Raw genomic sequence first — 25,362 nt, 5'->3', positions numbered from 1 at the left:
TGTGATGTAATCGGCATGTTTGAATTTAATGCCGCTGCGGCCGAATACTTGAAGGACACCATGAAAAAGATTGCCTGCGCCCTCGCGCTCCCCGTGTTTTTGCTCCAGGCCTGCGGCCAGTTCCACAATGCCGACGCCGGACAACCCGAAGTCGAAACGGCTACCAACGCATCGGTGACGAGCATCGTCCAGTGCCTGACGGACGAAGCGCAAAAGCACGACGCAAAGTTCAAGAAAACCCCGATTCCTCAAGGCACGATGCTCGAATTCGGCGATTCGAACGTGATCAAGGTCCGCTTCGATAACGGCGAAACCTCGTACCGGTTTTACCCGGGCGAACGGCATGTCTCCAACTTGTGGCTCGAAGGCGCAAGCAAGAAATGCGCGCCTGGAACCAGCGGTTCCTGATGAGCGCGGTTCTCGGATTTCATCGTGCGATCCACTAAAGCCATCAACGCCGTCGAACGGCTCAAGACACGCTCGGGCAATCCTCAATATGCGGCGATCAGCCTGAGCGGCGGTCTCTTTTATCTCGTTGACCGCGCCCTCGCTGGCGAGCAAAAACTCTCATCGCCCCTCTTGCTCGATGATTTCGTCGCCTTTGTAAATGCGCTCAAGCCGGAAAAACCCCGGCGCGTGAGCAAGCTCGACCTCGCCATGGACGAGCAGATCAAACGCAGCGGCAAATCTCGCGTCCCCGACGGCGGGTAATCGTTACCAAAAAGCTTTTTTCGTTTCGGTTATGGCTACCGCGACAACGTTTGCGCATTTCATCTGTAATACGCCCGTGTTTCCCCGCGCACTTAGCGGCGCTCGCAATGTGCGATTCCAGACAGTATCCACGCGCCACGCCGGGCGAGTATGCATCGACGGTCGCATCAAACCGGGGCCGCCCGACGTGCACAAAGTCACGCGGGCGATGGGGAAAAAGCCGGACGACGCACGGGTGCCATGTCATCGAAGAAATGACAGCGCGCGGCAGTACGCCGGCAAAGATGGTGGCGCAGATGAAAAACAAACAGAATGCAGCATCTGGGGGCTTGAAAACATCGTCGCACGCGGACGCGGAACTGCAACACATCGAGCGCGCAATCGGCCAGTTGCGCGCGATGAGCCAGAAACCTGCCGGCGCGCTCAACGTGGATTACTGGCGCGAACGGCTTACCGCAGTCAGCGGCGAACATGTGCTGGTGCCGGCGCAACGGCGGCGCATAGACGCCTTGCGCAAGATTCTCGATTCTCTTTCGCAACCGCCAGGCGGCCCCGTTTCCGGGGGGAAGAGATCGACCAACAGGCTTTGGGCGAAAGCGGCGTAATCAGGACGCACGCGGCGCTTTCGCCATTGCGCGCAAGGGCGCGCACCTGTTGTTCATTTGCTGTCATGTGTATGAGCTGCGCCCGTGAAACCGGGCTGCCCTCAAGCCGGTAACAGTCTCAATCGATCTCTGGCGCGATTGCCGCATGGTTGACGATCGCCACGAGCGAAATGCCGCCGATCATATTGCCGATAAACGTCGGCACCAGGAACACGAGCAAGTAGTCGCGAATGGTCGCGGCGCCCGTCATTACCGCGTACGACGTCTCCACCGATCCCGCGATCACATGCGAAAGCTTGCTCACGGCGACCGTATACGTGATCAGCAAGATGGTCAGGAAACGTGCTGAACGGGCACTTGGAAGCAGCCACACCATCAGGGCGATCAACCATCCCGCAAACATCGCGCGGATCACGGTTACGCCGAAACTAGCGGATATCGGCAACTGCGCCAGCTTGCCGAGCGCTTCGACGACATCGTCGGGGAACACGCCGTGGATCTGAAGGATCGCGGCAAAGATGATCGTGCCGATCAGATTGAAAGACAGCACGATTGCCCATAGCCGGAAGGTCTTCAACAACGTTTTCAGATCGCGCCGGGTGAGCACCGGCAGCACGGCGCTCAACGTGCTTTCCGTGAACAGTTGCTGGCGCCCGAGAATCACGATCACGAAACCAATCGTGTATCCGAACGATGCCACCAGATCACGCCAAGGTTCATCGGGTAAGGCAGCTAGAAGCGTGGCTTGCGTGAGGAACGAAAATCCAATCGATAAACCCGCCGCCAGCGCCGACCATGCAAGCGCGAAAAACGTACGCTCCATCGAGTTTTCGCCTTCCTCGCGAACGATCTCGTGAATGACAAGCGCGTGCGGAGACGAATGTTCGGCGGCCTGCTCTTTTTCTTCGTTATCCAGATGGGGAGAGTTCGAACCCGCTTCTTGACCCTGTTCTTTCGATTCCTGCGTTTGCGGCATTGCGCGCTCCCTGCAGCGGTCACCGGTCATGCCAATGTCGCTTCTTTTTTGGCCGTGTCCGGACGAACGGGCCGCCCCGCCGAGGCTTTGTCCACGTGGGGACTGGGGTTGCATGACAACAGCACGAAAGATGCCTACTAAAGTCTTACACGCCAAAATCGATTGCTGTCACGTGATCGTGATAACCAGATTCTTCACATGGGAACAAGCTTAGCCGAATCGCTTGGTTTGGCCGGCGCCGGTGCACCGATAAGATCGTGGCTCGATCCGGCACTGAATCCCCATGAGTCTTTATATCGACGACGCGCAACGCCGCAAGATCCATCAGCTTCGCGCTTCGTGGCGCTGGCGCAGCGAGTGGCCCACGTGGGTCCTGATCGTGGCGCTGTATGCAAGCTGGTTCGGCACGGCGCTTTATGCACGCGCTATTGGCCTGCCCCTGCCTATTGCCGCCGGCATACTCGCGGTGCTTTCCTGCCTTTACCTCTCGTTGCAGCACGAATTGCTGCACGGACATCCAACGCGCTTTCCTTTCGTCAACGCACTATTCGGCATAACGCCGCTCGCGGTGTGGTTTCCGTACGCGGTGTATCGCGAGTCGCATCTGCGCCATCACGACGACGTTCATCTCACCGATCCCGATCTGGACCCGGAAACCTATTTTGTATCGGCGCAACGCTGGCGCGAGGCTGGGATTGTCGTGCGCGGGCTGCTGACGTTCCGCAATACGTTCGTTGGACGCATCTTGCTCGCGCCCTGGTTTTCCATTGCATCGACGCTCGGATCGGCGATCGTGGACATCGCGCGCGGCAACGTGCGGATGGCCGGCGCCTGGGCGCTGCATCTCGTCCTGCTCGGTTTGCTTTTGACGTGGCTCGACCGCTATTGCGGCATCAGCCCGCTCGTGTTCATTTTCGGCGTGGGATATCCGGCGCTGGCGTTGAGCGCGATCCGCTCGTTCCAGGAACATCGCGCCGCCGATAAAATCAGCGAACGCACTGTCATCAACGAAGCATCGTGGTTCTGGCGCCTGCTGTTTCTGAACAACAATTTCCATTCGGTGCATCATGACTTGCCGGGCGCGCCGTGGTTCGCGTTATCGGCGATTTATCATGGTGAACGTGACGCATATCTACGGCGGAACGGCGGGTTTATTGTGCGCGGTTACCAGGAATGGATGATCAGGCACGGCGTAAATCCCGTGGCGCCGGCATTGCATCCGCTGCACGCTCGCGCCGATCAGATCGTCCTCGTCGAACGCGATGCCGCCAAAAACGCGAAGTCCGGAGTTGCACAAGCCGTATAAGGACAACGAATCTGCATGAACTGGCTTGCAGCTTTACCGATGTACAACGTCACGCCAAGGCTCGCGGCCGACTGGCGCGTTCTACTGGAACACGTACACGGCCACCTTCAGCCGTGGCTCGATGCCCGCGGCGATTCGCTCGAACTCGTCGATCCCACCACGTCGCTCACCGAATTCTGGCTGCGCGACGATCTGCTCCTCGCGCAGACCTGCGGTTATCCGTTGATGCACGCGTTGCACGACCGCGTGCAACTTGTCACGACCCCGATTTTTTCCGTCGATGGCTGCGCGAACGGGGCGTATCGAAGCGTGCTCGTGGCCCGAAAGGCGGCGGGCGTGACATCGCTTGCAAGCAGCCGTGGCCTGCGCGCCGCATACAACAGCATTGATTCAAACAGCGGCATGAGCCTGCTGCGTCACGCGGTCGCGCCGCTTGCCGGTGGCCGTGCGTTTTTTGCGTCGGTGATCGAAACGGGCGGCCATCTGGCGTCGCTCGAAGCGCTGCACGATGATCGCGCGGATATCGCCGCCATCGACTGCGTGACCTTCGCCTTCGTGCGCGAACAGCTTCCAGACCTCGCCGATGGCGTGATCGAGATCGGCGTAACGGCTTCGTCGCCTGGCTTGCCGCTGATTACGTCGAAGAAAGTTCCACCCGACGGAATCGATGCGTTGCGGGCCGCCCTTTCCCACGCTGTTTCCCAGGATCCGCCGCTCGCCGCTCGCCTCAAGCTCGCCGGTTTCGTCCAGCGCCCGCTGGCTGACTATTCGTCCATCATCGATATCGAAAAGGATGCTGCGAAGCGCGGTTATCCACGCCTCGCCTGAGCCCGGTCACGGCAGACTTTCAAGACTTTCGGCACAATCGGCATTTAGCCTCGCGATAACGGCGTGCGTTTCGCCCGCCTGTTCGCACGCCGCCCGCTCGAAGTCAGGAAGCCGCAATGATCCCCTTTTCAGTTCTAGACCTCTCCCCGATCCCGGCCGGATCGACCGCCGCCGACGCATTCCGCCACTCGCGCGAGCTCGCGCAGCATGCCGAAAAACTCGGCTTTTTGCGCTTCTGGCTGGCCGAACATCACAACATGACCGGGATCGCGAGCGCCGCGACATCGGTCGTGATCGGACACGTTGCCGCGGGCACCAGCACGATTCGCGTCGGCTCCGGCGGCGTCATGCTGCCCAACCATGCACCGCTCGTGATTGCAGAACAGTTCGGCACGCTTGCGTCGCTGTTTCCGGGACGTATCGATCTCGGGCTAGGACGCGCGCCTGGCACCGACCAGACCACGGCGCGCGCGCTGCGTCGCGATCTGCAAGGCAGCGCTGACAGTTTCCCGGACGATGTCGTGGAACTGCAGCGCTTTTTCGCCGAACCCGTGGAGGGGCAGCGCGTGCGCGCCGTCCCGGGCGCCGGGCTCGAAGTGCCCATCTGGCTGCTGGGTTCATCCACGTTCAGCGCGCAGCTCGCCGCCGCACTTGGCCTGCCGTTTGCATTTGCTTCGCATTTCGCGCCGGATTATTTGCTGACCGCGTTGCAGGTGTATCGGTCGCAATTCCGTCCGTCGAAGCAACTCGATCGCCCGTATGCGATGGTCGGCGTCAACGTGTTCGCCGCCGATACCACCGACGAAGCCGAGTTCCTGTTCACGTCGCTGCAACAGCAGTTCATCAATCTGCGCCGCGGCACGCCCGGACAATTGCCGCCGCCCGTGAAACAGATTCCGTGGAACGATGCGGAGCGTGCGGGCGTCGATCATTCGCTGGCGTGCTCCGTGATCGGCGACCAGCGCGAAGTGGAAGCGGGCCTGGCCTCGCTGATAGAACAGACGCAGCCTGACGAGTTGATGGTCACGGCGCAAATCTACGATCAAGCCGCGCGGCTGCGTTCATTCGAGATCACGGCGCAGGCGCGCACGGCGTTGTCGTTGTAAGGCACCGCGTTCTGGCTACGCTCTTTCGGGACGAAAGCGGAGCAGCGAACACATGCTCCAAGACTGGACGGGTATCGTTTTGACAAGCAATAATGAGGTCATTGACCCGACGCTTTGTCGCGCGATGCCCGTTTTTAGTGCCTGACGTGCTTACGAAAGAACGATAGGTCTCGACAACACAATGTCAGTTTTCGGAAGGGAGAATGAGAATGGCCAGAAGTCCCGCCACAGGATCCATGACCTTGCTGACGGAGCATGACGAAGCAACCGGTCAGGAAGTGCGTACGTTGCGCCTCGAGCCGGCGGCCGATGGCAAGGCTGTTCTGCTGATTGAAATCGATGAAAGGAAAGCGGGCATTCATCGTGAAGTGCGTTATGAAATCACGCCGGCTGAATTGATTGCAGCAATTCGCGCCCACGGTGCGGAATTGCCAGGCGAGCAACATAATCGTTAAAATGATTTAGGCATACAATAGCGGCATTCGGCGCTATCATTTCTTCGTGGCGCCCGCGGGTGTCGGACAAATTGTGAATTAGCGGCTGTGTTGAAGGCGTTTCCGAAACACGAGACCAGCCGCCAGTCGTGCACCGATCGGGTCGTGAGCCACAGCCGCTGAATCGGCAACTTGACGCTTCACACCGATCACAACCACAGTAACCAGTTTGTAGAATCGCATTTGCAGCAGCGCATTATTGGCCGCTGCGAGTAATGCGGTGATTTGCGGTATTACACTAATTAACGCGTGCCATTCAGCGCGGCACGATTTTAGTCAACCCACATATTCCTCGAGCCGCCCCGGTCCGCGCGGGCAGATGGCTCGCCTTCAAGAAAGTAAAAGCTGAATCAGGACAGCCGTGGACGAAAGAAAGCGAGACAGCATCATTGCCTATTTGCGCAGCCGAATGGCTGAGTTCGGCATTTCCGAAACCGCCTTGGCTGAAGCATTGGCCGAAGCACAGGCTTCTGTTACTCCACCCCCGTTGACGAAGAGTTCGAGCGCCACCAAGCGCGCGTTACCTTCAATGCCTCAAATGCCGGAGAACGCCAATGGCGCTACGCCGGTATTCAGAAATGCAAGCGGCGACACGTGGGACGGAGAAGGTGAAATGCCGGAGTGGCTAAAGCGCGCCGTGCATGCCGGGCAAGATATAGAGTTCTACAGGGTTTGAAGCTGCCGGATTGAGGTGCCGCCTGGCAGACGTGTATGGGGCTGCGTCCTTGCGGACTGGCCTGGAAACACGTTGCCGCGCGTATTCTGAAGCCGCGCTCTGAAACCATTTGAAAACGCCCCGAAGGGCGTTTTTCATCGTGGCTATTGCTACTGCATTAGAAGTTGAAATTATCGATATTCGATGAATCGAACGTCGTCGGCGGCCCAAGTACGACTTCGCCGCTCTTGCCCACCGTGCGCTTGCCGAGCTTGCCCGCTTCGAAGCTGTCGCCTTCTTTACCGGTGATCGTGCCCGACGCGAGGTTGGCCGCCGCGTACGCCGCGAGATAACCGAGTTGACCCGGGTCCCACAACTGGAACGCCGTGACGGTGCCGTTCTTCACGAACGCGCGCATCTGGTTCGGTGTGCCGAGGCCCGTCACCATCACCTTGCCTTTGGCCGGCGACGTCGAGATATAACGCGCGGCTGCCGCGATACCCACGGTCGTTGGCGAGATGATGCCCTTCAGGTTTGGATACGCCTGCAGCAAGCCTTGCGTTTCGACGAACGACTTCTGGTCGTCGTCATTGCCGTAGGCGATCTTCACGAGCTTCAGCTTCGAATACTCGGGCTTCTTCAACTCCTCCTGCATGTACTTGATCCAGGTGTTCTGATTGGTCGCGTTCGGCGTGGCCGAAAGGATCGCGAACTCGCCCTCGCCGCCCACCAGTTTCGATAACAACTGGATCTGTCCACGTCCAATCGATTCCGAGTTCGCCTGGTTCACGAAAATCTGCCGGCCGTCGGGCGCGGTATCGGAGTCGAACGTGACGACCTTGATGCCTTGCGCCATCGCCTTTTTCAAGTACGGGACAACGGCGTTCGCGTCGTTGGCCGCGACCACGATCGCGTTCTGGCGTTGCGTAATCAACGTATTGATGTATTGCACCTGCGACGAAGCGCCTGCATCCGATGGTCCAACCACCTTGCCCTGCCCGCCCATCTCCTTGATGGCTGCGAGGCCGCCGTCGTCGGCGATGACTTCATACGGATTGTTGATCTGCTTCGGCAAGAACGCGATCTTCAGGTCCTTCTTCAGATCGGCGGCGGCCGCGCTGATTGGCACTGTGGCCGCTGCGGAGATCGCGATCAGCGCAGCGCATAGCACCGGACCGCGAAGTGAGTGAAAGGGTTTGAACATGCCTGTGTCTCCTGATGTCGCGCGCCGCTCCGTTTTTTTGGAGTCTTCACGCTGGTTTTAAAAAGCCAACTTTCTTCAAAGCGTCTGCGTCATCAAGCGTTTTTCACGCATGACACGCCAACGTGCAACAAGATTCGGAATCAGCACCGACGACAGCAACAAACCGCCGGTGACGATGGTCAGCGTCTCGCTGGAGACGTCGGACAAAGTCAACGCATTGCGCAACACGCCGATGATCAGCAACGACAACAGCACGCCGATCATCGAACCGCGTCCGCCGAAAATACTGACGCCGCCGAACAGCACGGCCGCGATCACCGACAGTTCGAAGCCTTCGCCATTGTCGCCACGAGCGCTCGTGAAACGCAGCGTGTAGACGATGCCGGCGAGCGCGCTCATCGCACCCGAGAGCATGAAAAGCTTGAGCTTGGTGCGTGCCACGTCGATGCCCGAAAACTGCGCGGCAACCGGATTCGCGCCGATCGCGTAGAGGCTGCGGCCAAAGGGCGTGGCTTGCAGCAGCACCGTAAAAATGATCGCGCCGACGATCACGAGCACGAAGGGCATTGGCAGGAAAGCCGCGATCGTATCGATGCCGAACGACGTGTATGAAGCCGGAAAATCCGCGACGGCCTGATCGCCGAGCAACACGTAGGCAAGGCCGCGAAACAGCGCCAGCGTGCCGATGGTGACAGCAAGCGATGGCAAGTTGAAGCGCACGATCACGAGACCGTTGAAGAGCCCGGCAAGCGTTCCGGCAACGAGCACGATGACGATCACAAGCGGCATCGGCAAGCCCATGTGCCACAGCACGCCCATCAGCGCACTCGATGCACCAAGCACCGACGCCACCGACAAATCGATTTCGGCCGCGACGATGATCAGCGTCATGGGCAACGCGATCAACGCAATCTCGGTGAAGTCGGCGAGCATGTTGGAAAGATTCGCGCTCGATAAAAACATCGGCGACAACACGCGTCCGAGGACCAATGCGAGCACTAGGACGACCACGAGCATGGTCTCCCACGAGAGATGCCGGCGCTTGGTGAGCGCGAGTGCGGAATCGGGTTTAGCCATGATCGCGTTTCCTCATCATGCGGCGCGCGACGGAACGCGCCAGCAATGTGTCGAGCGCGATCGCCGCAACGATCAGCGCGCCTTGAATTGCCTGTTGCCAGAACGGCGACACGCGCAGCACCACGAGCGCGATGTTGATCACGCCGAGCACGAGCGCGCCGAGCGTCGCGCCCATGATCGTGCCCACGCCGCCGGTGATCGCCACACTGCCGACGACTGCTGCAGCCACGACCTGCAATTCGATACCTTTGGCCGTGCTGGCATCGACAGTACCGAATCGCGCGAGCCACAGAACGCCTGCAAGACCCGCAATCGCGCCCGACAACAGAAAGCCGATCATCACGCGGCGCTCGACCTGAATGCCCGCGAGACGCGCGGCTTCGGGGTTCGAACCGATCGCGTAATGTTCGCGGCCACCACGATATTGCTTCAGGTAAACGCCGATCGCGACCAGCACCACGACCGCTATCAACACGAGGTTCGGAATGCCGAGCAGCGAGCCGGTGGCAATGCGCGAGAAAGCATCGGGAAGGCTCGTTGCGTTGATCTGTCCGCCATGGACCCACGCGTAATCCGCACCGCGCACGATGTACAGCGTAGATAGCGTGGCGACCAAAGAAGGCACGCGCCCGAATGTCACGAGCGTTCCGTTCACCGCGCCGATCAGGAATCCGATCGCGATCCCGGCAAGCATCGCGACGATGATCGGCATGTGCGGAAACATCACGTAGAGAGCGCCAACCGAATACGCGCTCACGCCGACCACGGAAGCCACCGACAAATCGATGTGCCGCATCAGCATCACGACCGTCATGCCCGCGGTAAGCAAGCCAATGATCGATACGTTGAGCAATACGTCGCGCAAGTTCTGCAGATTGAGGAACTCGGGTTTGACCGCAGCGGTGGCCGCAATCAACGCAATCAGCACCACGAACAGCGTCGCCTCGCGGCTGCGGACGAGTTCGGCCAGCACGTTGCGACGTTTGGCTTTGGGCGCGTGCACGGCCGGCATTGCGGAAGAATGTCGGGTCATCATGCGGCCTTCCCAAGCGTGGATGGCGAAGCGCCGAGCGCGGCACTCATCACGCGTTCTTCGCTGGCATCGGCGCGTGCAATGTCGGCGCTGATGCGCCCTTCGTGCATCACGAGAATACGGTCGGCCATGCCGAGGACTTCGGGCAATTCGCTGGAAATCATCAGGACTGCCATGCCTTCTTTCACGAGCTCGGCAAGCGTTCTATAAACCTCGGCCTTGGCGCCCACGTCGATACCGCGCGTGGGTTCGTCGATGATCAGCACTTTAGGCCCTGTGGCAAGCCATTTTCCGAGCACGACCTTCTGCTGGTTGCCACCGGAAAGCGTGCCGACGGGCGCGTCCAGGTCGCTTGCTTTCAGGCGCAGACGCGTGCCCCATTCCGATGCCAGGCTGGTTTCGCTGCGCGCCGATATCAGCCCGTGTTTGACGAGCCGCCCCAACACGGTCAACGACGCATTGCGTGCAATGCTCAACTCCAGCGCGAGACCTTGCGCTCGTCGGTCTTCGGGAACAAGCGCGAGTCCGGCGCGAACCGCTGCTTGCGGGCGACCGAGTTGCAACGTTTTGCCAGCGATTTTCACCTCACCTGAATCCACCGGATCGATGCCGAAGATCGCGCGCGCAACTTCGCTGCGTCCGGCGCCGACAAGTCCGGCAAGCGCCACGATCTCGCCCGCGTGGACATCGAAGGAAACATTCTTGAACACGCCATCGCGCGTGAGGTTGCGCACCGAAAGACGGACTTCTCCCGGCGGAACATCGGCTTTCGGATAGAACGTGTCGAGATCGCGTCCAACCATTTTGCTCACGATGGAATCGATCGTCATGTCGGCGGTCATTGCATCGAAAACCTTCATGCCGTCGCGCATGATGGTCAGGCGCTGCGTCAACGCAAAGACTTCATCGAGCCGATGCGTGATGAACAGGATGGCGGCATCGCGTTCACGCAACGCGCGCACGATTGCGAAAAGACGCTCGACTTCAGTCAGCGATAACGCCGCCGTGGGTTCATCCATGATGAGCACGTTTGCGTTCAGTGAAAGCGCCTTCGCGATCTCGACCACCTGCTGATCGGCGATCGACAAACCGCGCACCAGGCGTTCCGCCCGCAAATTTACGCCGAGCGATTGCAGCAGTGAATCGACTTCGCGGTTCATTTCGTCGTAACGAATCCGGCCGATACGATCCCGCGGCTGACGTCCCATGTAGATGTTTTCCGCTATCGAGAGGTCAGCGAATAAGGTGGGTTCCTGATAAATCACAGCGAGACCTGCATCGCGCGCTTCAGCGGGATTCGCGAACGTACGCGCCACGCCGCCCACGAGCAACTCGCCCGAGTCAGGTTGATAAACGCCCGCTAGCAATTTGACCAGCGTCGACTTGCCCGCGCCGTTTTCACCAAGCAGCGCATGCACTTCTCCCGGCCATAATGCGAGGCTGCCGTCGCCGAGCGCGCGCACGCGTCCGAACGACTTGCTCGCGTGCGTCAACTCCAGCCGAGGCGTTTGATTCGTGCTCATGCCTGTCTCCTTCAGATGTGATAGATTCGCTCTGCGTTGCTTTTAAAGAGCGCATCTTTTTCTGTATTGCTGAAATCTTTCACGATAGACGCATACGCCTTCCACAGTCCTTCGTACGTGGCGAACAAACGATCGACGGGAAAATTCGATGCAAACATCGACCGGTCACAACCGAATATATCGATGGTTTCAAGCACGTAAGGCCGAAAACTTTCAACGGTCCATTCGTGATCGAACATCGCGAGGCCGCTCACTTTGACCGACACATTCGGGCACGCTGCGAGCGCACGCATGCCGTCACGCCACTCGTCCTTCCCTTCAGCCGAATCGCGATCCGCGCACATGCCGGCGTGATTCACGATGAACTGCGTATCGCGATGTTCGTGCGCAAGCAAAGCTGCTTCGTGCATTTGCGACGGATATAACTGCAGATCGAACGACATCGAATATTGCTTCAGCAGCGCGAAGTTCTTGCGCCATTGCGTCTCGCGCATGAAGTGCCGGTTCACATAGTTGTAAAGCGTATTCGAATGCACATTCAGTATCTGGCGAATGCCGCGCGTATTCTTGAACGCTGCGTGTGACTCGAGTATTTCATGCGTGTTTTCCGCCGACAGATCCGCGCCCGCCACGATTGCGTTTGGCAAGCCGCGTCCTTCGTTATCGGCGACTTGTTGCAGCCAGCGCGTCTCTTCGACGGGATCGTCCGGATCGTGATTGGCATCCACGTGCACCACTTTCAGCACCTGCACCGATCCCGTCTCGCTCACAAAATCGTCGATCAGGTAGTCGTGCTTCAGATCGCGTGCGTCGCCCACGAACGACTTCCCCGGGTTCGCGAGCCACGGATAATGATGCGTTTTCAAATCCCAAAGATGAATGTGCGGATCGACAACCTGCATGAATATGTCCTCGTGCCGAAGAGCTGAAAGCAAACCGAAACAATAAGCGCGATCAGGGAAGATGAAAGACCGGCACGAGCGCGGTTTGCACCGGCGAGTTGTCGGGATTCGTTTCCATGAGTTCGGCCATGTAGTCCCACCATTTGCGCATCACGGGCAAATCGGGCAACGCGTCCATGCCGTGATCGGGCGCACGCTTGAGCGTGGCGAACAGTTGGCTGGTGGGTTCGTCGAGAAAGATCCAGTAATCACGCACGCCGGCGTGCCGCAAGGCTTCCGCCAGTTCGGGCCAGATCTCGCGATGACGCCGTTCGTATTCATCGCGCATGCCTGGCTTGAGGGTCATCCTGAACGCAATCGTCTCCATTGCGGCCTGCCTTTTATAAGTGTTGAAGCTACGGCGTAGCGTCGTTTGGCTACGACTATAATTCGCCGGCTGATAACATGACAATCCGAAGTAAGGATCAGCCGATCGCAAAACCGGATCGCAGAGCGGAGTTCATCGCGAGAGTTCCAATGACCCAAAACGTCTCCCAGATCGCCCTTGTCAATCGCCTGAAGTTCAAGCATCTTGCGCTGCTTGTCGCACTCGACGACGCCCGCAACCTGCATCAGGCGGCAGAGGCCATCAACGTCGCGCAGCCCAGCGCAAGCCGCATGCTGAGCGACATAGAAGAAGCGTTCGGCTTCCTCCTGTTCGAGCGCAATGCACGCGGTATGCAACCCACACCGCTCGGCGTCACCACACTCGCCTACGCGCGCCGTTCACTCGCCGATCTCACCCGCTTCGCCGCCGACCTCGAAAGCAAACGGCGCGGCGGTCATGGACAACTGACAGTCGGCGCAATCATGGGCGCCGCGCCCGACGTGCTCGCCATGGCCATCGCGGAACTCAAAAGCGAGCGGCCTCTCCTCAACGTGCGCATTCTCGGCGAGACGAGCGACCAGGTCGTGCAACTGCTGCATCGGCGGGAAGTGGATCTGGCGCTCGGCCGCCTCACTACGCCGCTGCAACACAACGACTTCGACTTCGAACCGCTTTCGCGTGAAGCGATGCGGCTTGTCGTTCGCGCCGGTCATCCGCTCGGAAAACAAACACCGCTTTCACTCGATGCGCTGATCTCATGGCCGTGGATCCTGCAACCGATCACGAGTCCCGCACGCGCGTTGTTCGAAGAAGAACTTGCACGCGCCAAGCTTGCATCGCCTTCCAACATTGTTGAATGCGCGTCGATCTTCGCGACGCTGCAGCTTTTGCAAAACAGCGATGCCGTTGCGATGCTGCCCGAGTCCGTCGTGCGCGACTACTTGCGCGCGCATTTGCTGGTCGAGTTGCCCATCGAAATTGGCAAGAGTCTCTCAGGCTTCGGCCTTCTTCGACGCAAACATGAAACGCTCAGCGAACCTGCCGAATATTGCATCGCGCTGCTGCGCAAATATTCGGCCGGCTCGCTCACCGAACCTCATTGAGCCTCACTAAGCCTCACCGGGCCTCACTGAAGGTTGACGAACAAACCGCCATCGACCAATAACGACGCACCCGTCACGTACCGCGCGCGATCGGAGGCAAGGAACGTCACGCATTGGGCGACGTCGTCAGGTTGACCCAGTCGTCCCAGCGGAATGCGCTTTTCCATGTACGCACGTTTTTCGGTATCGGCGAGATCTTCGGCATTGAGGTCGGTCGCAATCGTGCCTGGCATCACCGAGTTGCAGCGAATGCCGTAAGGTCCCAATGCGATCGCACACGATTGCATCAGCGAATGCACGCCCGCTTTGGTCGGCGTGTAATGCGTCTGCATTGCGCCGCCAACGAGCGCGCTGATCGAACTCGTGGCGACAATCGCACCGCCCGTGCCCTGCAATTTCATCTGGTTCGCCACCGCCTGCGTGACGTAGAACGCGCCGTTCAGGTTCACGCCAACGGTCGCTTCATACACTGATGCCGGCATGTCCAGAAACGCATGAAACGGGCAGATGCCGGCGTTGCTCGCGAGGACATCGACGTGACCGAATGCATCCACGGCATGCTTCACAAGTTCGATACCCGTCTCGCGCTCCGCCACGTTGCCTTCCACGGCGATCACGCGACGGCCGAGTTGTTCTATCTCGCCGGTGACTTCTTCCACCGCCGATAAACGCCCATACGAGCGATCGTTATCGCCCCAATAGTTCAGCACGACGTCCGCGCCTTCCTTCGCGCAGGCCACCGCGATCGCGCGGCCAATGCCTCGCGATCCGCCGGTCACGATCACCACTTTGTTTTCGAGCAGCACGATTGACCTCTACAAACCTCAGTGTGAATAAGGACGCGTCAGCGTGCATTCAGGATTGAGCCGCACGCCGAAGCCCGGCGTCTCCGGCACTTTCATCCGGCCGTTCACGGGCACGGGTTCATCGAGCAGAAGCGGGTTGAACATGGGCACGACTTCGTCGGCCTTGGGCGCCATCATCAGGAACTCCGCGAACGGCGAGTTATGGCGCGTCACCACGAAGTGATAGCTGTACACCGACGAACCATGTGGCACGACCAGCACGTTATGCGCGTCGGCCAGCGCCGATATCTTGATCAGTTCCGTGATGCCGCCGCACCAGCCAACGTCGGGTTGCACGAGATCGGCACAGCCCATTTCAAACAGCATACGGAAACCCCAGCGCGTGGCTTCATGCTCACCGGTCGTCACCATCATGCCGCGCGGCACCGAACGGCGCAGTTCGGCGTAACCCCAATAGTCGTCGGGCGGCAGCGCTTCTTCAATCCACTTCAAGCCATACTCTTTCGCGGCATGCGCGAGACGCGTTGCGTAATTCAAGTCGAGGCTCATCCAGCAATCGAACATCAGCCAGAAATCGTCGCCAACCTTCGCGCGCATATCGGCGAGCTTGGCAATGTTCTTCAAGAGCCCTTCTTCGCCTTCAGCCGGTCCGTGCTGCAACGGCATCTTCCCGCCGATAAACCCCATCTCCTTCGCCAGATCCGGACGCGCGCCGGTTGCATAGAATTGCAGTTCGTCGCGAACGGGTCCACCCAAAAGATGGAACACCGGTTCCTTGCGGACCTTTGCAAGCAAATCCCAAAGAGCGAGATCCACGCCGGAAATTGCGTTCAGCACAATCCCCTTGCGTCCGTAATAGAGCGTAGCGAAGTACATCTGGTCCCACATCTTTTCTATGTCGGTCACGCGCTGCCCTTCGAGGAATCGCGCCAGATGTTTCTCCACGATGAACGCGCCAATCTCCCCGCCCGTGGTCACGGCAAAGCCGACGGTTCCATCGCTTGCCTCGATTTCGACGACCAGCGAACCAAGCACGTTCAATCCGAACGATTGCCGGCTTTGCCGGTACTCGGGATAACGCGCCATTGGCGTGGAGACGTGGTCGTCGATCCAGTGATCGGCGCCCTGGTCGTGATAATCGGCGCCGCCGCCGCGAACGGTGAACGCGCGGACGTGGCGAATGGTGGGCATGGACATGATCGGACTCCGTTTGGGTTCTGATGTTCAGGATGCTTTGGCGCGTTCGCCAGGCGTGTAAGCAGAGGTTCGCGCCGGGCGCACGAACACGATGATGGCGATCGCCGCGAGCACCGCAACGAGACCGAGCAGCACCAGACCGGCGCTGGTTGAATCGTAGATACGCTCGGCGCTCGTGCGGACCATCGGCGCAACGAAACCGCCGAGGCTGCCGAGCGAATTGATCAACGCAATAGCGCCTGCCGCTGCGGCGCCTGTGAGGTAATGCGTAGGAAAAGTCCAGAAGAGCGGCTGCGCGGCAATCAATCCGCTGGCTGCAAAACACAACGCGATCAACGAAATCAGCGGCTGGCCTGCAAGCCCCGAGATCGCGATGCCGAGTCCCGCGACAACCAGCATCACGACCGCCAGCCGCCTGTGTTGCGCATGACGATCGGCGTAACGCGGCACGATCCACGTCACGAGCACCGCGCACAACCAAGGGATCGCCGTGACGAACCCGACCTTCGCGCCGACATGCGCGCCCATCAAAGCGGCCACTTGTTGCGGCAGAAAAAAGATCACGCCATACACGGACATCTGAATGAGGAAATACACCGCCGATAAAACCAGCACGCGTGGATCGACCAGTGCGGCAAGCACGGAACGGGGACCATGCGCGGATGCAGTGGCGGCGTCCTGATCCAGTCGCGAGATCAGCAGGCTGCGCTCATCGGCATTGAGCCATCCCGCTTTCGATGGATCGTTGTCGAGATACCAGAATGCCCACACGCCGACGATCGATGCAAGCACGCCCTCGACCAGGAAAAGCCATTGCCATCCTGCGAATCCAAGCGCGCCGTGCAGTTCGAGCAAAGCGCCTGACATCGGACTACCAAAAATGAACGCGAGCGGTGCGCCGAAATAAAATATTCCCAATGCTCTCGCACGCGCGGATTGCGGGAACCATCGCGTGAGGTAATAAACGATGCCGGGAAAGAAACCCGCTTCCGCCACGCCCAGCGCGAAGCGCAAAACATAGAACGCCGTGGCCGTGTGCGCGAAGGCCATTGCTGCCGACACCAGCCCCCACGTCACCATGATCCTGCACATCCAGAGCTTCGCACCCACGCGATGCAGCAACAAATTGCTTGGCACTTCGAAGAGCGCATACCCCACGAAAAATATGCCCGCGCCGAATGCGAAAGCGGCGTTCGATAAACCCGTGTCGTGTTGAAGCGCTTTCTGTGCGAAGCCGATGTTCGCCCGGTCGAGAAACGCAAGCATGTACATCAGCAGCAGGAACGGCAGCAGACGACGCATCACGCGCGCGGTGACGGCGTCTTCCGCATTGGCGTGTTCGCTCATGCGTGTCTCCGGATATTGTTATTGGTGACATTGCGGGCCTGGCCCGCGTGAAGCAGTGCGCTTTAATAAGTCGCGCGGCCACCGGATAAATCGAACACGGAAGCCGTGCTGAAAGCACAATCTTCGGAGCTCAGCCACAGGATCAGCGACGCCGCTTCTTCCGGCAGAAGGAAACGGTTCATCGGAATCTTGGAGAGCATGTAGTCGATGTGCTGCTGCGACATAGAATCGAAAATTTCGGTTTTCGCGGCGGCCGGCGTGACTGCATTCACCAGAATGCCGCGCGTGGCGAGTTCCTTGCCGAGCGACTTGGTCAGTCCTATCAGACCCGCTTTCGAAGCACTATAGTGCGATGCATTCGGGTTGCCTTCCTTGCCGGCCACCGACGCAATATTCACGATGCGCCCATACCCTTCCTTCAGCATATGCGGCACGATTGCGCGGCATGTGAGGTACGGGCCGATCAGGTTTACATCGATTACACGACGCCAGACATCGGGCGCAAGCTCCCACGTCGTGCCGTTGCCGCCCGTGATGCCGGCGCAATTGATCAGCACGTCGATCTTGCGATGTGCTTCCAGCGTTTGCTGGACAGCCTGTTCAACCGACGCTTCCTCGGTCAGTTCGACCACGGCAACGCTGACCTTTCCGTCCTTCGATAATTCGCCGCGCGCGCGTTCGAGCCGCTCGGAATCGATGTCCCACAGCGCGACTTCCGCGCCCGAAGCCAACGCCCGTTGCGCTACCGCATAACCGATACCGCGCGCGCCGCCGGTGATCACCACGCTCCGTCCGGCCAGATCGATCTGGTTCATCGTGTCTCCTTGTGTTGGATATATTCTGCTGATGGAAGCACTATAAAGGCCAAGTCATAGCCGAACAATCCGAGTATTCGATGATGCGATAGCGAAACCGGATCGCTGTGCAGTGATAGCATTTCGCGAGTGTTCCAATATGTGGAGTGGCAATGCCAGATCTGATTCAACACAGCGTGTTCACCGAAGGCCGGCTTTCGGTTGGCTTGACGTTGCCGATGCTGCCATCGGGCAATGCCGTCGCCGACTTCGGCGAACAGATCGAGCTGGCCAAACTCGCCGATAAGCTCGGCTTCGCCGCGCTTTGGGTGCGCGATGTGCCCTTGAACAGCAACGACTATCCCGATCCGGTCGGGCATCTGGATCCGTGGGTTTTTCTCGGCGCACTGGCGTCGCACACCAGGAATATCGCGCTTGCAAGCGGCGCAATCGTGCTGACGTTGCGGCATCCGCTGCATATTGCGAAGGGCGCGGTATCGGTGAATACGCTGAGTCGCGGCCGGTTTATCCTCGGCCTTGGTTCCGGCGATCGTCCGCATGAATACGCGGCGTTTGGTGTCGATGCAGACGCGCGGCGCGAGCTATATCGGCGAAACTGGGATACGGTCGCGTCCGCGGTTGAACACGAAGCGCGCGTGATCCCTGATCAATCGCCGCCCGACGCTCCGGAGTTCTTTCTGCTGCCCAAGACACCAACGCCCGTTCCAATGATCGCTGTCGGATCGGGCGGTCAGAGCGTCGACTGGATCGCGCGCAATTCGATCGGCTGGATGACGTATCACCGCGAGCCGGAAAAGCAGCGCGCGCGATACAGCATGTGGAGGACGGCGGTCGACCGGGTTGCGCCCGGCGAGTTTCGTGCCTTCGGCGTGGCAATGGGCCTCGATCTCGCCGCCGATAAAAACGAAATCGCCGAGCCGAGAACGCTGGGATACAGGACAGGGCGAAGTGATCTCATCGGGATTCTGCAGAAGATGCGCGATAGCGGCACGCATCACATCACGCTGAACCTTCAGGCATCGAAACGGACGCCTCGCGACATGCTCGAAGAGCTTGCGGCAGAGGTTTTACCGGAGTTCAAAACCCCGGCGTAAACCGCGCAATGTCCGCTCACACATGAAATATCTGCGCCACCAAAGTAGCGCCTAAAAACGTGCCCGCATTCGCCACGAACGATACCAGCACGATGCGCCATCCCAGCCGGCGAAACGCGGGAATATCCTTCGCGATGGAAAGACCCGCGAACGTCAACATGGGTGTGGTGATGCTCAGGAAATCGTTCTGCGCGCTATACGCCGATATCTGCGACGCCCACGGGCACCACGGCGATGTCAGGAACATCGCAACAATCGAGACCCAGCAAACCGCCGGAATCTTGCGCCCGCTGAAGGTATAGATTGCGTCGCCCACAATGGTCGCGAGCACCATGATCAGCATGCCGGGGAAACCTGAAAACGGCGTAGTGCCGTGCGTGATCCAGTCGCAACCGAGCGCGAATACCGCGGTCACGCCCCACGCAACCAGCTTGCCGCGATATCCCAGTTCAGGCGTAGCAGTTTCGACATCGCCGAGCTTCGGACGGTCGTCTTCTATGGCCTGCGATGCGTTGGATGCACGGCTCGTACGCCCGATCAGCGGCTCGAGAATACGATAACCCCACACGGCCATCGGCAACGAAATGAAGAGCGTGAAGTACGTGCCGATAGTCGTGGTGATCAGATTGCTCGCGGCAGCGAACGTCAGCACGGCCTTCGCCATTTCGGGCGTCTGCTGCGCGGCGATCGCGCCCGATGCCGCCGCCATCATGCTGCCCGATCCGACGCCGGAACCCATCGCCAAAGCGAGCGGATGGAAGATGTTCAAGCTCGCAACGAAGCCGGCAAGAATTGCGATGAACACCGCGCCGAAGACCGTCCCTGTCAGATACTCGGCGAGCACGCCGCGCCCTTCTGGCGAGTCCATGCCGTACTTTTCGCCGATGATCGCAAGGCTCGGTTCACGCCCCACGGAAAACGTCGCGCCGATCGCCTCACGCTTGATTCCGAGCAGCAATGCGAGCGGCAAGCCAAGCAGGATGGTCCCGACAAAATGGCCGAGTTCCTGAAACGCAAGCGCCCATCCGGATGCAACGAGCTTGGGCAACGCACCACCGACCAGCAAACCCAGCTTCGCGACAAACAATAAAAGCGCCGGCTGAAGAATGGCGGCCGCGAGGAATTGCGTCTTGACGTCGAGCCGCGCAACGCCGCTCCATCGGCCGCTTGCCAAACCTAAAGCGGCACCGAGAAGAAGCGCCCAGATCATCGGGAGCAACACGACTTTTCCCGGTCCGACCTTGAACGTGAACGAGCCGATGAATTCGGCAATGAGCAGGATGATTGCTGCATAAAAGAAGAGCTTCGCGCTCCTCAAGCCATCACTGCCCCGTTGTTGCGCGGCCAACGTACTTGCCATGTGTTGCTCCCTTTAGGTCCCTGTATTCGCTTGTTTTTATCGGCGACGAAGGACAGGTAGTTTTATAAAAGTGCTATAGATAACCAAACGTCGTTGCGGGTTCTTTAGCCGTTTCAACCCAGACACTCTTGGTCTGCGTGTATTCATACAACGCTTCAACGCCGCTCGAGCGGCCGTATCCACTCATACCATAGCCGCCGAATGGAGACGCGACATTAATGGTTTTATAGCCATTGATCCAGAAGGTTCCGGCGTTGACCTGACCTGCCACGCGATGAGCACGGCCAACGTCATTCGTCCAGACCGCGCCCGCGAGACCAAACTCGGTATCGTTCGCAATGGCGAGCGCCTCCTCTTCCGTATCGAATGGAATGGCGGCCACCACCGGTCCGAAAATTTCGGTGCGCGCGACGTCCATCTCGTTCGTTACGTTCGACAGCACTGTCGGCGATACAAAGTAACCGCCATCCAATTGTTCCGCCGATCCCGCCGCGAGCGTCGCGCCGGCCTCGATGCCGCTCGCGATCATCTTCATCACGTGCTTGTATTGCGTGACGTTGTTGATGGGGCCGACTTCAGTGGCGTCATCGAGCGGAAGACCCACCTTGATCTTGCGCGCGCCCGACGCGACCATGCCGACAAACTCGTCATAGACCGAGCGTTGCACGAGAAGACGCGATCCCGCCACGCAACTCTGGCCCGCGCCGGCGAAGATCGCGGCTTGCGCGGTGAGCGCGGCATGCTTCAGGTTGGCATCAGCGAAGATGATGTTGGCCGACTTGCCGCCGAGTTCAAGCACGCACGGCAGCACGCGTTTCGCCGCGGCTTCGGCAATACGAATGCCGGTTGCCGGAGAACCTACGAACACGACTTTCTTCACGGCCTTGTGGGCGATTGCAGCTTGCGCCACCGTCTGCCCGAGGCCTGCAAGGACGTTGATCAAGCCTTTCGGTGCACCCGCTTTTTCGGCGAGCATGGCGACCACGAGCGACGTGAAAGGCGTCATCCCCGATGGCTTCAGCAATACCGCATTGCCCATGCAAATAGCGGGTGCAAGTTGCCATCCGCATGTGAAAACCGGCGCGTTCCAAGGCGTTATCTGCAGGACCGTTCCCGCCGGTTCGCGGCGCGTGTAGTTCAGATGAGACGTTGGAACGGGAATGACATCGCCGTAAAATTTGTCTGCCCAGCCGCCGTAATACTCGAACATCTCGGCGACCTTCGCGACTTCGCCACGGCAATCGCGGATGGGTTTTCCGGATCCCATCGATTCCAGACGCGCGAGGTTTTCGGTATCGCGTCGCAACTCGCGGGCAATGTCGAACATCACGCGGCCGCGTGCAGCGTGAGTCATTGCCCACCATTGTTTTTGCGCGCGCTGGGCGGCGTCCGCCGCGATATCGACGATAGCCGCGCCGCCATCTTTATACGAAAGGCTCGGCTTGCCGGTGGCGGCATCGTAGAGCTGAATCGGTTCGCCCGTTCCTTCTATCAACTCGCCACCAACGTACGATCCGATCGTCTTCGCGTTCGGAAAGAAATGTGCGAAGGCTGCCAACAGGTTTTCTGCTGCGTTGTTTTCCATTTTTGCTTCTCCAGAATTCGCTTACTTTTCTTCGATGAATTGCACGATGCGATTGAAGTCCTCGCCGTCGCCGATCGTCTTTGAGCTCTCCGCCCAGAGACGTCCGGCTTCGGCTGCAATGGGTGCATCAATGTCCTGAGCGTGCAGCAAGTCCATCGCGAGGCGCACGTCCTTTCGCATCAGTTTCATTGTGAAACCAGAATCGAACGTGTCGGTGAAGATCCACGTGGGGAAATTTGTGAGCGTCGCGCTGTTGCGCCCGGAACCGCCGTTGAGCGCTTCGACGAGTTTCTGCGGATCGACGCCTGCTGCTTTTGCCGCGCGCACCGCTTCGCTCGTTGCGAGCAGATGCACGCCTGTCAGCAAGTTGTTGATGATCTTTGTGACGTGGCCCGCGCCGACGGGGCCAACGTGAACGCGCTTCGCGCTCATCACGGCAAGGATCGGCTCGACTGCCGCGACGTCGTCTTCGGAACCGCCGAGGACCATGGTCATGGTCGCCGTCGCCGCGCCCTTCGGACCGCCGCTCACAGGAGCATCGACGAAACCGATCTTCAGCTCCGCCAACGCGGCCGCAACCTTGCGTGTGCTGTTTGGCTCGGCCGTGGTGGTATCGACAACAATGAGCCCCGCCTTTCCGTGCGCCGCAACACCGCCTTCGCCGAGCACGACCTCTTCCACGATCGCCGATGTCGGCAGCGACAAGACGAGCACATCGGCATCGCGCGCAATATCTGCAACAGATGTACGCGGCGAGACGCCTTGCGCTTCGAGCGCCGCTGCCACGCCAGGCGCCGCGTCGAACCCGAGCACTTCATAACCACCGCGTTTGAGCGAAAGCGCCATGCCGCGCCCCATGTTTCCTAATCCGATAACCCCAACCGTCTGCATAAATCCACTCCATTGCGAATACGCTGCCGGCCGGAAAGAAAAGGTCTGTCCGTCGCGAGCGCGTTTGGAATGCTTATCTTCGGCTCGCAAGACCCTATAATCCATCAACGCCAATATTGAAATCGTTCCAATTTTTAGAACACTCTTCGGACCACCCATTCGCAAGCACGCGCGAGACCCGAGCCATGGCCGACAACCTCACCGAAAGCCGAATCGTCTATTTTTTTGAAGCCGTCCGTTGCGGCACGATCCGCGCTGCCGCCGACTGGCTGGATGTCGCGCCATCGGCCGTGAGCCGGCAGATCGGCTTGCTCGAGACGGAACTGGACGCCACGCTGATCGAGCGGCACGCACGTGGCGTGCGGCCAACGGAGGCCGGGCAATATCTGATCGAGTATTTTCGCGAGCAGCTCGCGCACAAGGACGACTTCATTTCCCGTCTGCAGGAATTGCGCGGGTTGAAAACGGGGACCGTCGGCGTGGTGCTTGGTGAAGGGTTTGTATCGGACGTTCTGGCCGGACCCATGCAGCATTTCTGCAAGCTTTATCCGGGCATCAAGATCAATCTCGATCTGGGCAGCACAAACGATGTCATGCGCCGGATCTCGGAAGACGAAGGCGAGATTGGACTTGTGTATAACCCGCCGGCCGAACCGAAAATCGTATCGCGTGCCATCAAGCAGCAACCGATGATGGCAATCGTCAATCCGAATTTCATTCGTACCACCAAGCAAAAAACCATGAGCGTGAAGGAACTGGCCGGTTATCCGCTCGCGGCCACACACGCGACCTACGGCACGCGCCAGATGCTTCAGGCGGTCGAGTTTGCAGAGAAGGTCAGGCTCGATCCCATCGTCACAACCAATTCCATCAACATCCTCAAGCAGTTCGCAAAGTCGGGCCTGGGCCTCGCGGTATTGCCTGCGTTTGCTGTTACGACCGAGCTTGTGGCGGGTGAACTGCTCGCCATCGAAATCGATCATCCCATTCTGAAGAAAGCCGAGGCGCATCTCGTCACGCGTGCGGGACGAAAGTTGTCGGTGGCATCGAACAAGATGCTGCAGTTGATGTCCTCGCAGATGAGAGCGTTTCGTTGAACGTGGGCCGCAGTTAGTGAAGACTCTAAAATGAGTGTCCAGGACGTACGATCTGGTTTTTATGTCCTTCATTAACTCCGCGATCACGCTTCGTCACGATCCATCATGGTCACCAAGCACGGCACTACAAAGACCAACGCAACGCTTCCACGATGCAACGCGCTGGCTGGATTTATTATCGCGACGCTGCTCATTCTGCAGACGTGCGCTGCGATCGCAGCGCCGTCCGCGGACGCCATCGCGCATGCGAATACCACGCCTACGCTCAAGGGCAAGCGGATAGGCATCAGCGTGGCCGGTACGGAACACTATTGGGATTTGAAGGCGTATCAAGGACAAATCGATGAAGTCAAAAGGCTCGGCGGCACGCCCATTCCCATGGACGCAGGCCGCGACGACAGTAAGCAGATAGCGCAGTTGCAGGCACTGATCGAACAGAAGCCTGACGCGATCATTGAACAGCTTGGATCGGCGGCGCTACTTGAACCGTACCTCAAGAAAATCCGTGAGGCGGGTATCCCGCTTTTCACCGTCGATACCGCCAGCCCGTCCAGCATCAACGTGACGACATCGGATAACTTTTATATTGGCGAGCAGCTGGCGTTGAAGCTCGTCAACGATCTTCGTGGCGAAGGAAAGATACTCGTGTTCAACGGTTTCTATAACACGCCCGTCGATGCAATCCGCTACGAGATGCTGCGCGCGGTGCTGAAGTGGTATCCGAAGATCACGATCATCCAGCCCGAGTTGCATGAAGTCATCCCGGACACGGTGGAGAATGCGCGCGAGCAGATTGCGCGATTGCTCGATGCATATCCGAAGGGCACCGTGCAAGCAATCTGGGCTGCGTGGGACGGGCCGCAAGTGGGCGCGACCCAGGCCGTAGATGCAGCGCAACGCGGCGAGATCCGGACTTATGGGGTGGATGGAAGTCCCGAGGCCGTGATGCTCGTGAAGGATGAGCAATCGAGCGCGGCGGCCGTGGTCGCGCAACAGCCTTACCTGATCGGCAAGACAGCCGTTGATAGCGTCGCGCGTTATCTCGCCGGTGATCGCACGATACCGCCCGCGACCTACGTGCCTTCAATTCTCGTAAGCAAAGAAAACGCGGCGCAAGCGCAGAAGATGCTTGGGCAGGACAAGGGGAAATAAAAAGAAACGCGGTCGGCGGGCGTTTCATAACGCCATCGACTTGTTGCGCTCCAACTGCGGAAAATCCGACTGTGCAGAAATATATAAACCGTTATTTCCTTATTAGCCTTGCTAAGAAACGGCGCGAT

The 25,362-nt window shown here is 59.2% G+C and carries 26 protein-coding genes; 12 read left to right on the top strand and 14 right to left on the bottom strand.

Features of this window, described 5'->3' with window-relative positions:
• Positions 1–60: 60 nt before the first annotated feature.
• The 3 genes from ASG35_RS26835 (at position 61) to ASG35_RS26825 (ending at position 1,316) form a co-directional block, all read left to right on the top strand.
• Complete coding sequence (locus tag ASG35_RS26835) at positions 61–408, top strand: hypothetical protein (protein WP_056366003.1); 348 nt, start codon at positions 61–63, stop codon at positions 406–408.
• Positions 409–432: 24 nt separating this feature from the next.
• Positions 433–711, top strand: a complete 279-nt coding sequence (locus ASG35_RS26830; protein WP_056364846.1) for a hypothetical protein — start codon at positions 433–435, stop codon at positions 709–711.
• Between the two features lie 296 nt (positions 712–1,007).
• Entirely contained in the window at positions 1,008–1,316 is a 309-nt protein-coding gene (locus tag ASG35_RS26825) for a hypothetical protein (RefSeq protein ID WP_056366001.1), read from the top strand.
• A gap of 118 nt (positions 1,317–1,434) precedes the next feature.
• Here ASG35_RS26825 and ASG35_RS26820 read toward each other — a convergent pair whose 3' ends face one another.
• Positions 1,435–2,292: a formate/nitrite transporter family protein gene (locus ASG35_RS26820; protein ID WP_235527736.1), complete on the bottom strand. Its 858-nt coding sequence runs from the start codon at positions 2,290–2,292 to the stop codon at positions 1,435–1,437.
• Between the two features lie 283 nt (positions 2,293–2,575).
• Between ASG35_RS26820 and ASG35_RS26815 the strand changes: the two genes are divergently transcribed.
• The 5 genes from ASG35_RS26815 to ASG35_RS26795 all read left to right on the top strand — a co-directional run bounded on the left by ASG35_RS26815 (position 2,576) and on the right by ASG35_RS26795 (position 6,702).
• Entirely contained in the window at positions 2,576–3,598 is a 1,023-nt protein-coding gene (locus ASG35_RS26815; RefSeq protein WP_056364841.1) for a fatty acid desaturase, read from the top strand.
• 15 nt (positions 3,599–3,613) lie between these two features.
• Positions 3,614–4,426 (top strand): phosphate/phosphite/phosphonate ABC transporter substrate-binding protein, encoded by an 813-nt coding sequence (locus tag ASG35_RS26810; RefSeq protein WP_056364838.1) that lies wholly within the window; start codon positions 3,614–3,616, stop codon positions 4,424–4,426.
• Positions 4,427–4,542: 116 nt separating this feature from the next.
• A complete protein-coding gene (locus ASG35_RS26805; RefSeq protein WP_056364837.1) occupies positions 4,543–5,532 on the top strand; it encodes an LLM class flavin-dependent oxidoreductase in 990 nt (329 codons plus the stop codon).
• Between the two features lie 209 nt (positions 5,533–5,741).
• On the top strand, positions 5,742–5,987 hold the full coding sequence (locus tag ASG35_RS26800; RefSeq protein ID WP_056364833.1) for a hypothetical protein: 246 nt from the start codon (positions 5,742–5,744) through the stop codon (positions 5,985–5,987).
• A gap of 400 nt (positions 5,988–6,387) precedes the next feature.
• Positions 6,388–6,702 carry an H-NS family nucleoid-associated regulatory protein gene (locus ASG35_RS26795; protein ID WP_056364829.1) on the top strand — a complete coding sequence of 105 codons (315 nt, stop codon included), beginning with the start codon at positions 6,388–6,390 and terminating at the stop codon, positions 6,700–6,702.
• A gap of 157 nt (positions 6,703–6,859) precedes the next feature.
• On the opposite strand, the gene rhaS is transcribed toward ASG35_RS26795, so the two are convergent.
• The 6 genes from rhaS to rhaM form a co-directional block, all read right to left on the bottom strand.
• Positions 6,860–7,885, bottom strand: a complete 1,026-nt coding sequence (gene rhaS, locus ASG35_RS26790) for a rhamnose ABC transporter substrate-binding protein (RefSeq protein WP_056364827.1) — start codon at positions 7,883–7,885, stop codon at positions 6,860–6,862.
• A 75-nt stretch (positions 7,886–7,960) separates the two neighbouring features.
• Positions 7,961–8,962 (bottom strand): ABC transporter permease, encoded by a 1,002-nt coding sequence (locus ASG35_RS26785; RefSeq protein WP_056364823.1) that lies wholly within the window; start codon positions 8,960–8,962, stop codon positions 7,961–7,963.
• Positions 8,955–9,995: an ABC transporter permease gene (locus tag ASG35_RS26780; RefSeq protein ID WP_056365998.1), complete on the bottom strand. Its 1,041-nt coding sequence runs from the start codon at positions 9,993–9,995 to the stop codon at positions 8,955–8,957. Before ASG35_RS26780 ends, ASG35_RS26785 begins: the two co-directional genes overlap by 8 nt.
• On the bottom strand, positions 9,995–11,518 hold the full coding sequence (locus ASG35_RS26775; RefSeq protein ID WP_056364820.1) for a sugar ABC transporter ATP-binding protein: 1,524 nt from the start codon (positions 11,516–11,518) through the stop codon (positions 9,995–9,997). The genes ASG35_RS26780 and ASG35_RS26775 overlap by 1 nt, the downstream gene beginning before the upstream one ends.
• 11 nt (positions 11,519–11,529) lie before the next feature.
• The gene (locus ASG35_RS26770; protein ID WP_056364818.1) at positions 11,530–12,420 is read right to left on the bottom strand and encodes an amidohydrolase family protein; all 891 of its coding nucleotides are present in this window, start codon (positions 12,418–12,420) and stop codon (positions 11,530–11,532) included.
• 52 nt (positions 12,421–12,472) lie between these two features.
• Complete coding sequence (gene rhaM / locus ASG35_RS26765) at positions 12,473–12,787, bottom strand: L-rhamnose mutarotase (protein WP_056364816.1); 315 nt, start codon at positions 12,785–12,787, stop codon at positions 12,473–12,475.
• 149 nt (positions 12,788–12,936) lie between these two features.
• Here rhaM and ASG35_RS26760 point away from each other — a divergent pair, with 149 nt between their 5' ends.
• Positions 12,937–13,890, top strand: a complete 954-nt coding sequence (locus tag ASG35_RS26760; RefSeq protein WP_056364813.1) for a LysR family transcriptional regulator — start codon at positions 12,937–12,939, stop codon at positions 13,888–13,890.
• 23 nt (positions 13,891–13,913) lie between these two features.
• On the opposite strand, the gene ASG35_RS26755 is transcribed toward ASG35_RS26760, so the two are convergent.
• The 4 genes from ASG35_RS26755 to ASG35_RS26740 all read right to left on the bottom strand — a co-directional run bounded on the left by ASG35_RS26755 (position 13,914) and on the right by ASG35_RS26740 (position 18,055).
• Entirely contained in the window at positions 13,914–14,696 is a 783-nt protein-coding gene (locus ASG35_RS26755; protein ID WP_056364809.1) for an SDR family NAD(P)-dependent oxidoreductase, read from the bottom strand.
• Between the two features lie 18 nt (positions 14,697–14,714).
• Entirely contained in the window at positions 14,715–15,893 is a 1,179-nt protein-coding gene (gene rhmD, locus ASG35_RS26750) for an L-rhamnonate dehydratase (protein WP_056364806.1), read from the bottom strand.
• Between the two features lie 27 nt (positions 15,894–15,920).
• Positions 15,921–17,240, bottom strand: a complete 1,320-nt coding sequence (locus tag ASG35_RS26745; protein WP_056364803.1) for an MFS transporter — start codon at positions 17,238–17,240, stop codon at positions 15,921–15,923.
• Between the two features lie 62 nt (positions 17,241–17,302).
• Entirely contained in the window at positions 17,303–18,055 is a 753-nt protein-coding gene (locus ASG35_RS26740) for an SDR family NAD(P)-dependent oxidoreductase (RefSeq protein ID WP_056364800.1), read from the bottom strand.
• A 152-nt stretch (positions 18,056–18,207) separates the two neighbouring features.
• On the opposite strand from ASG35_RS26740, the gene ASG35_RS26735 reads away from it, so the two are divergent.
• On the top strand, positions 18,208–19,149 hold the full coding sequence (locus ASG35_RS26735; RefSeq protein ID WP_056364798.1) for an LLM class oxidoreductase: 942 nt from the start codon (positions 18,208–18,210) through the stop codon (positions 19,147–19,149).
• 16 nt (positions 19,150–19,165) lie between these two features.
• Here the strand turns inward: ASG35_RS26735 and ASG35_RS26730 are convergent, their stop codons facing one another.
• The 3 genes from ASG35_RS26730 to ASG35_RS26720 all read right to left on the bottom strand — a co-directional run bounded on the left by ASG35_RS26730 (position 19,166) and on the right by ASG35_RS26720 (position 23,090).
• Positions 19,166–20,509 carry a DUF3100 domain-containing protein gene (locus ASG35_RS26730; RefSeq protein ID WP_056364795.1) on the bottom strand — a complete coding sequence of 448 codons (1,344 nt, stop codon included), beginning with the start codon at positions 20,507–20,509 and terminating at the stop codon, positions 19,166–19,168.
• Positions 20,510–20,582: 73 nt separating this feature from the next.
• Entirely contained in the window at positions 20,583–22,094 is a 1,512-nt protein-coding gene (locus ASG35_RS26725; RefSeq protein ID WP_056364791.1) for an aldehyde dehydrogenase family protein, read from the bottom strand.
• Between the two features lie 21 nt (positions 22,095–22,115).
• Positions 22,116–23,090: an NAD(P)-dependent oxidoreductase gene (locus tag ASG35_RS26720; protein ID WP_082508636.1), complete on the bottom strand. Its 975-nt coding sequence runs from the start codon at positions 23,088–23,090 to the stop codon at positions 22,116–22,118.
• Positions 23,091–23,170: 80 nt separating this feature from the next.
• Here ASG35_RS26720 and ASG35_RS26715 point away from each other — a divergent pair, with 80 nt between their 5' ends.
• Together ASG35_RS26715 and ASG35_RS26710 are read left to right on the top strand one after the other, a co-directional pair.
• Positions 23,171–24,082, top strand: coding sequence for a LysR family transcriptional regulator (locus ASG35_RS26715; RefSeq protein ID WP_056364785.1), 912 nt, complete (start codon positions 23,171–23,173; stop codon positions 24,080–24,082).
• A gap of 105 nt (positions 24,083–24,187) precedes the next feature.
• Positions 24,188–25,234 carry a sugar ABC transporter substrate-binding protein gene (locus tag ASG35_RS26710; protein ID WP_082508635.1) on the top strand — a complete coding sequence of 349 codons (1,047 nt, stop codon included), beginning with the start codon at positions 24,188–24,190 and terminating at the stop codon, positions 25,232–25,234.
• Positions 25,235–25,362 lie beyond the last annotated feature (128 nt).

Source organism: Burkholderia sp. Leaf177, assembly GCF_001424345.1.
GTDB lineage: Bacteria > Pseudomonadota > Gammaproteobacteria > Burkholderiales > Burkholderiaceae > Caballeronia.
The sequence above is the reverse complement of the archived record's forward strand: the minus strand, read 5'-3'. Positions and strand labels throughout refer to the sequence as shown.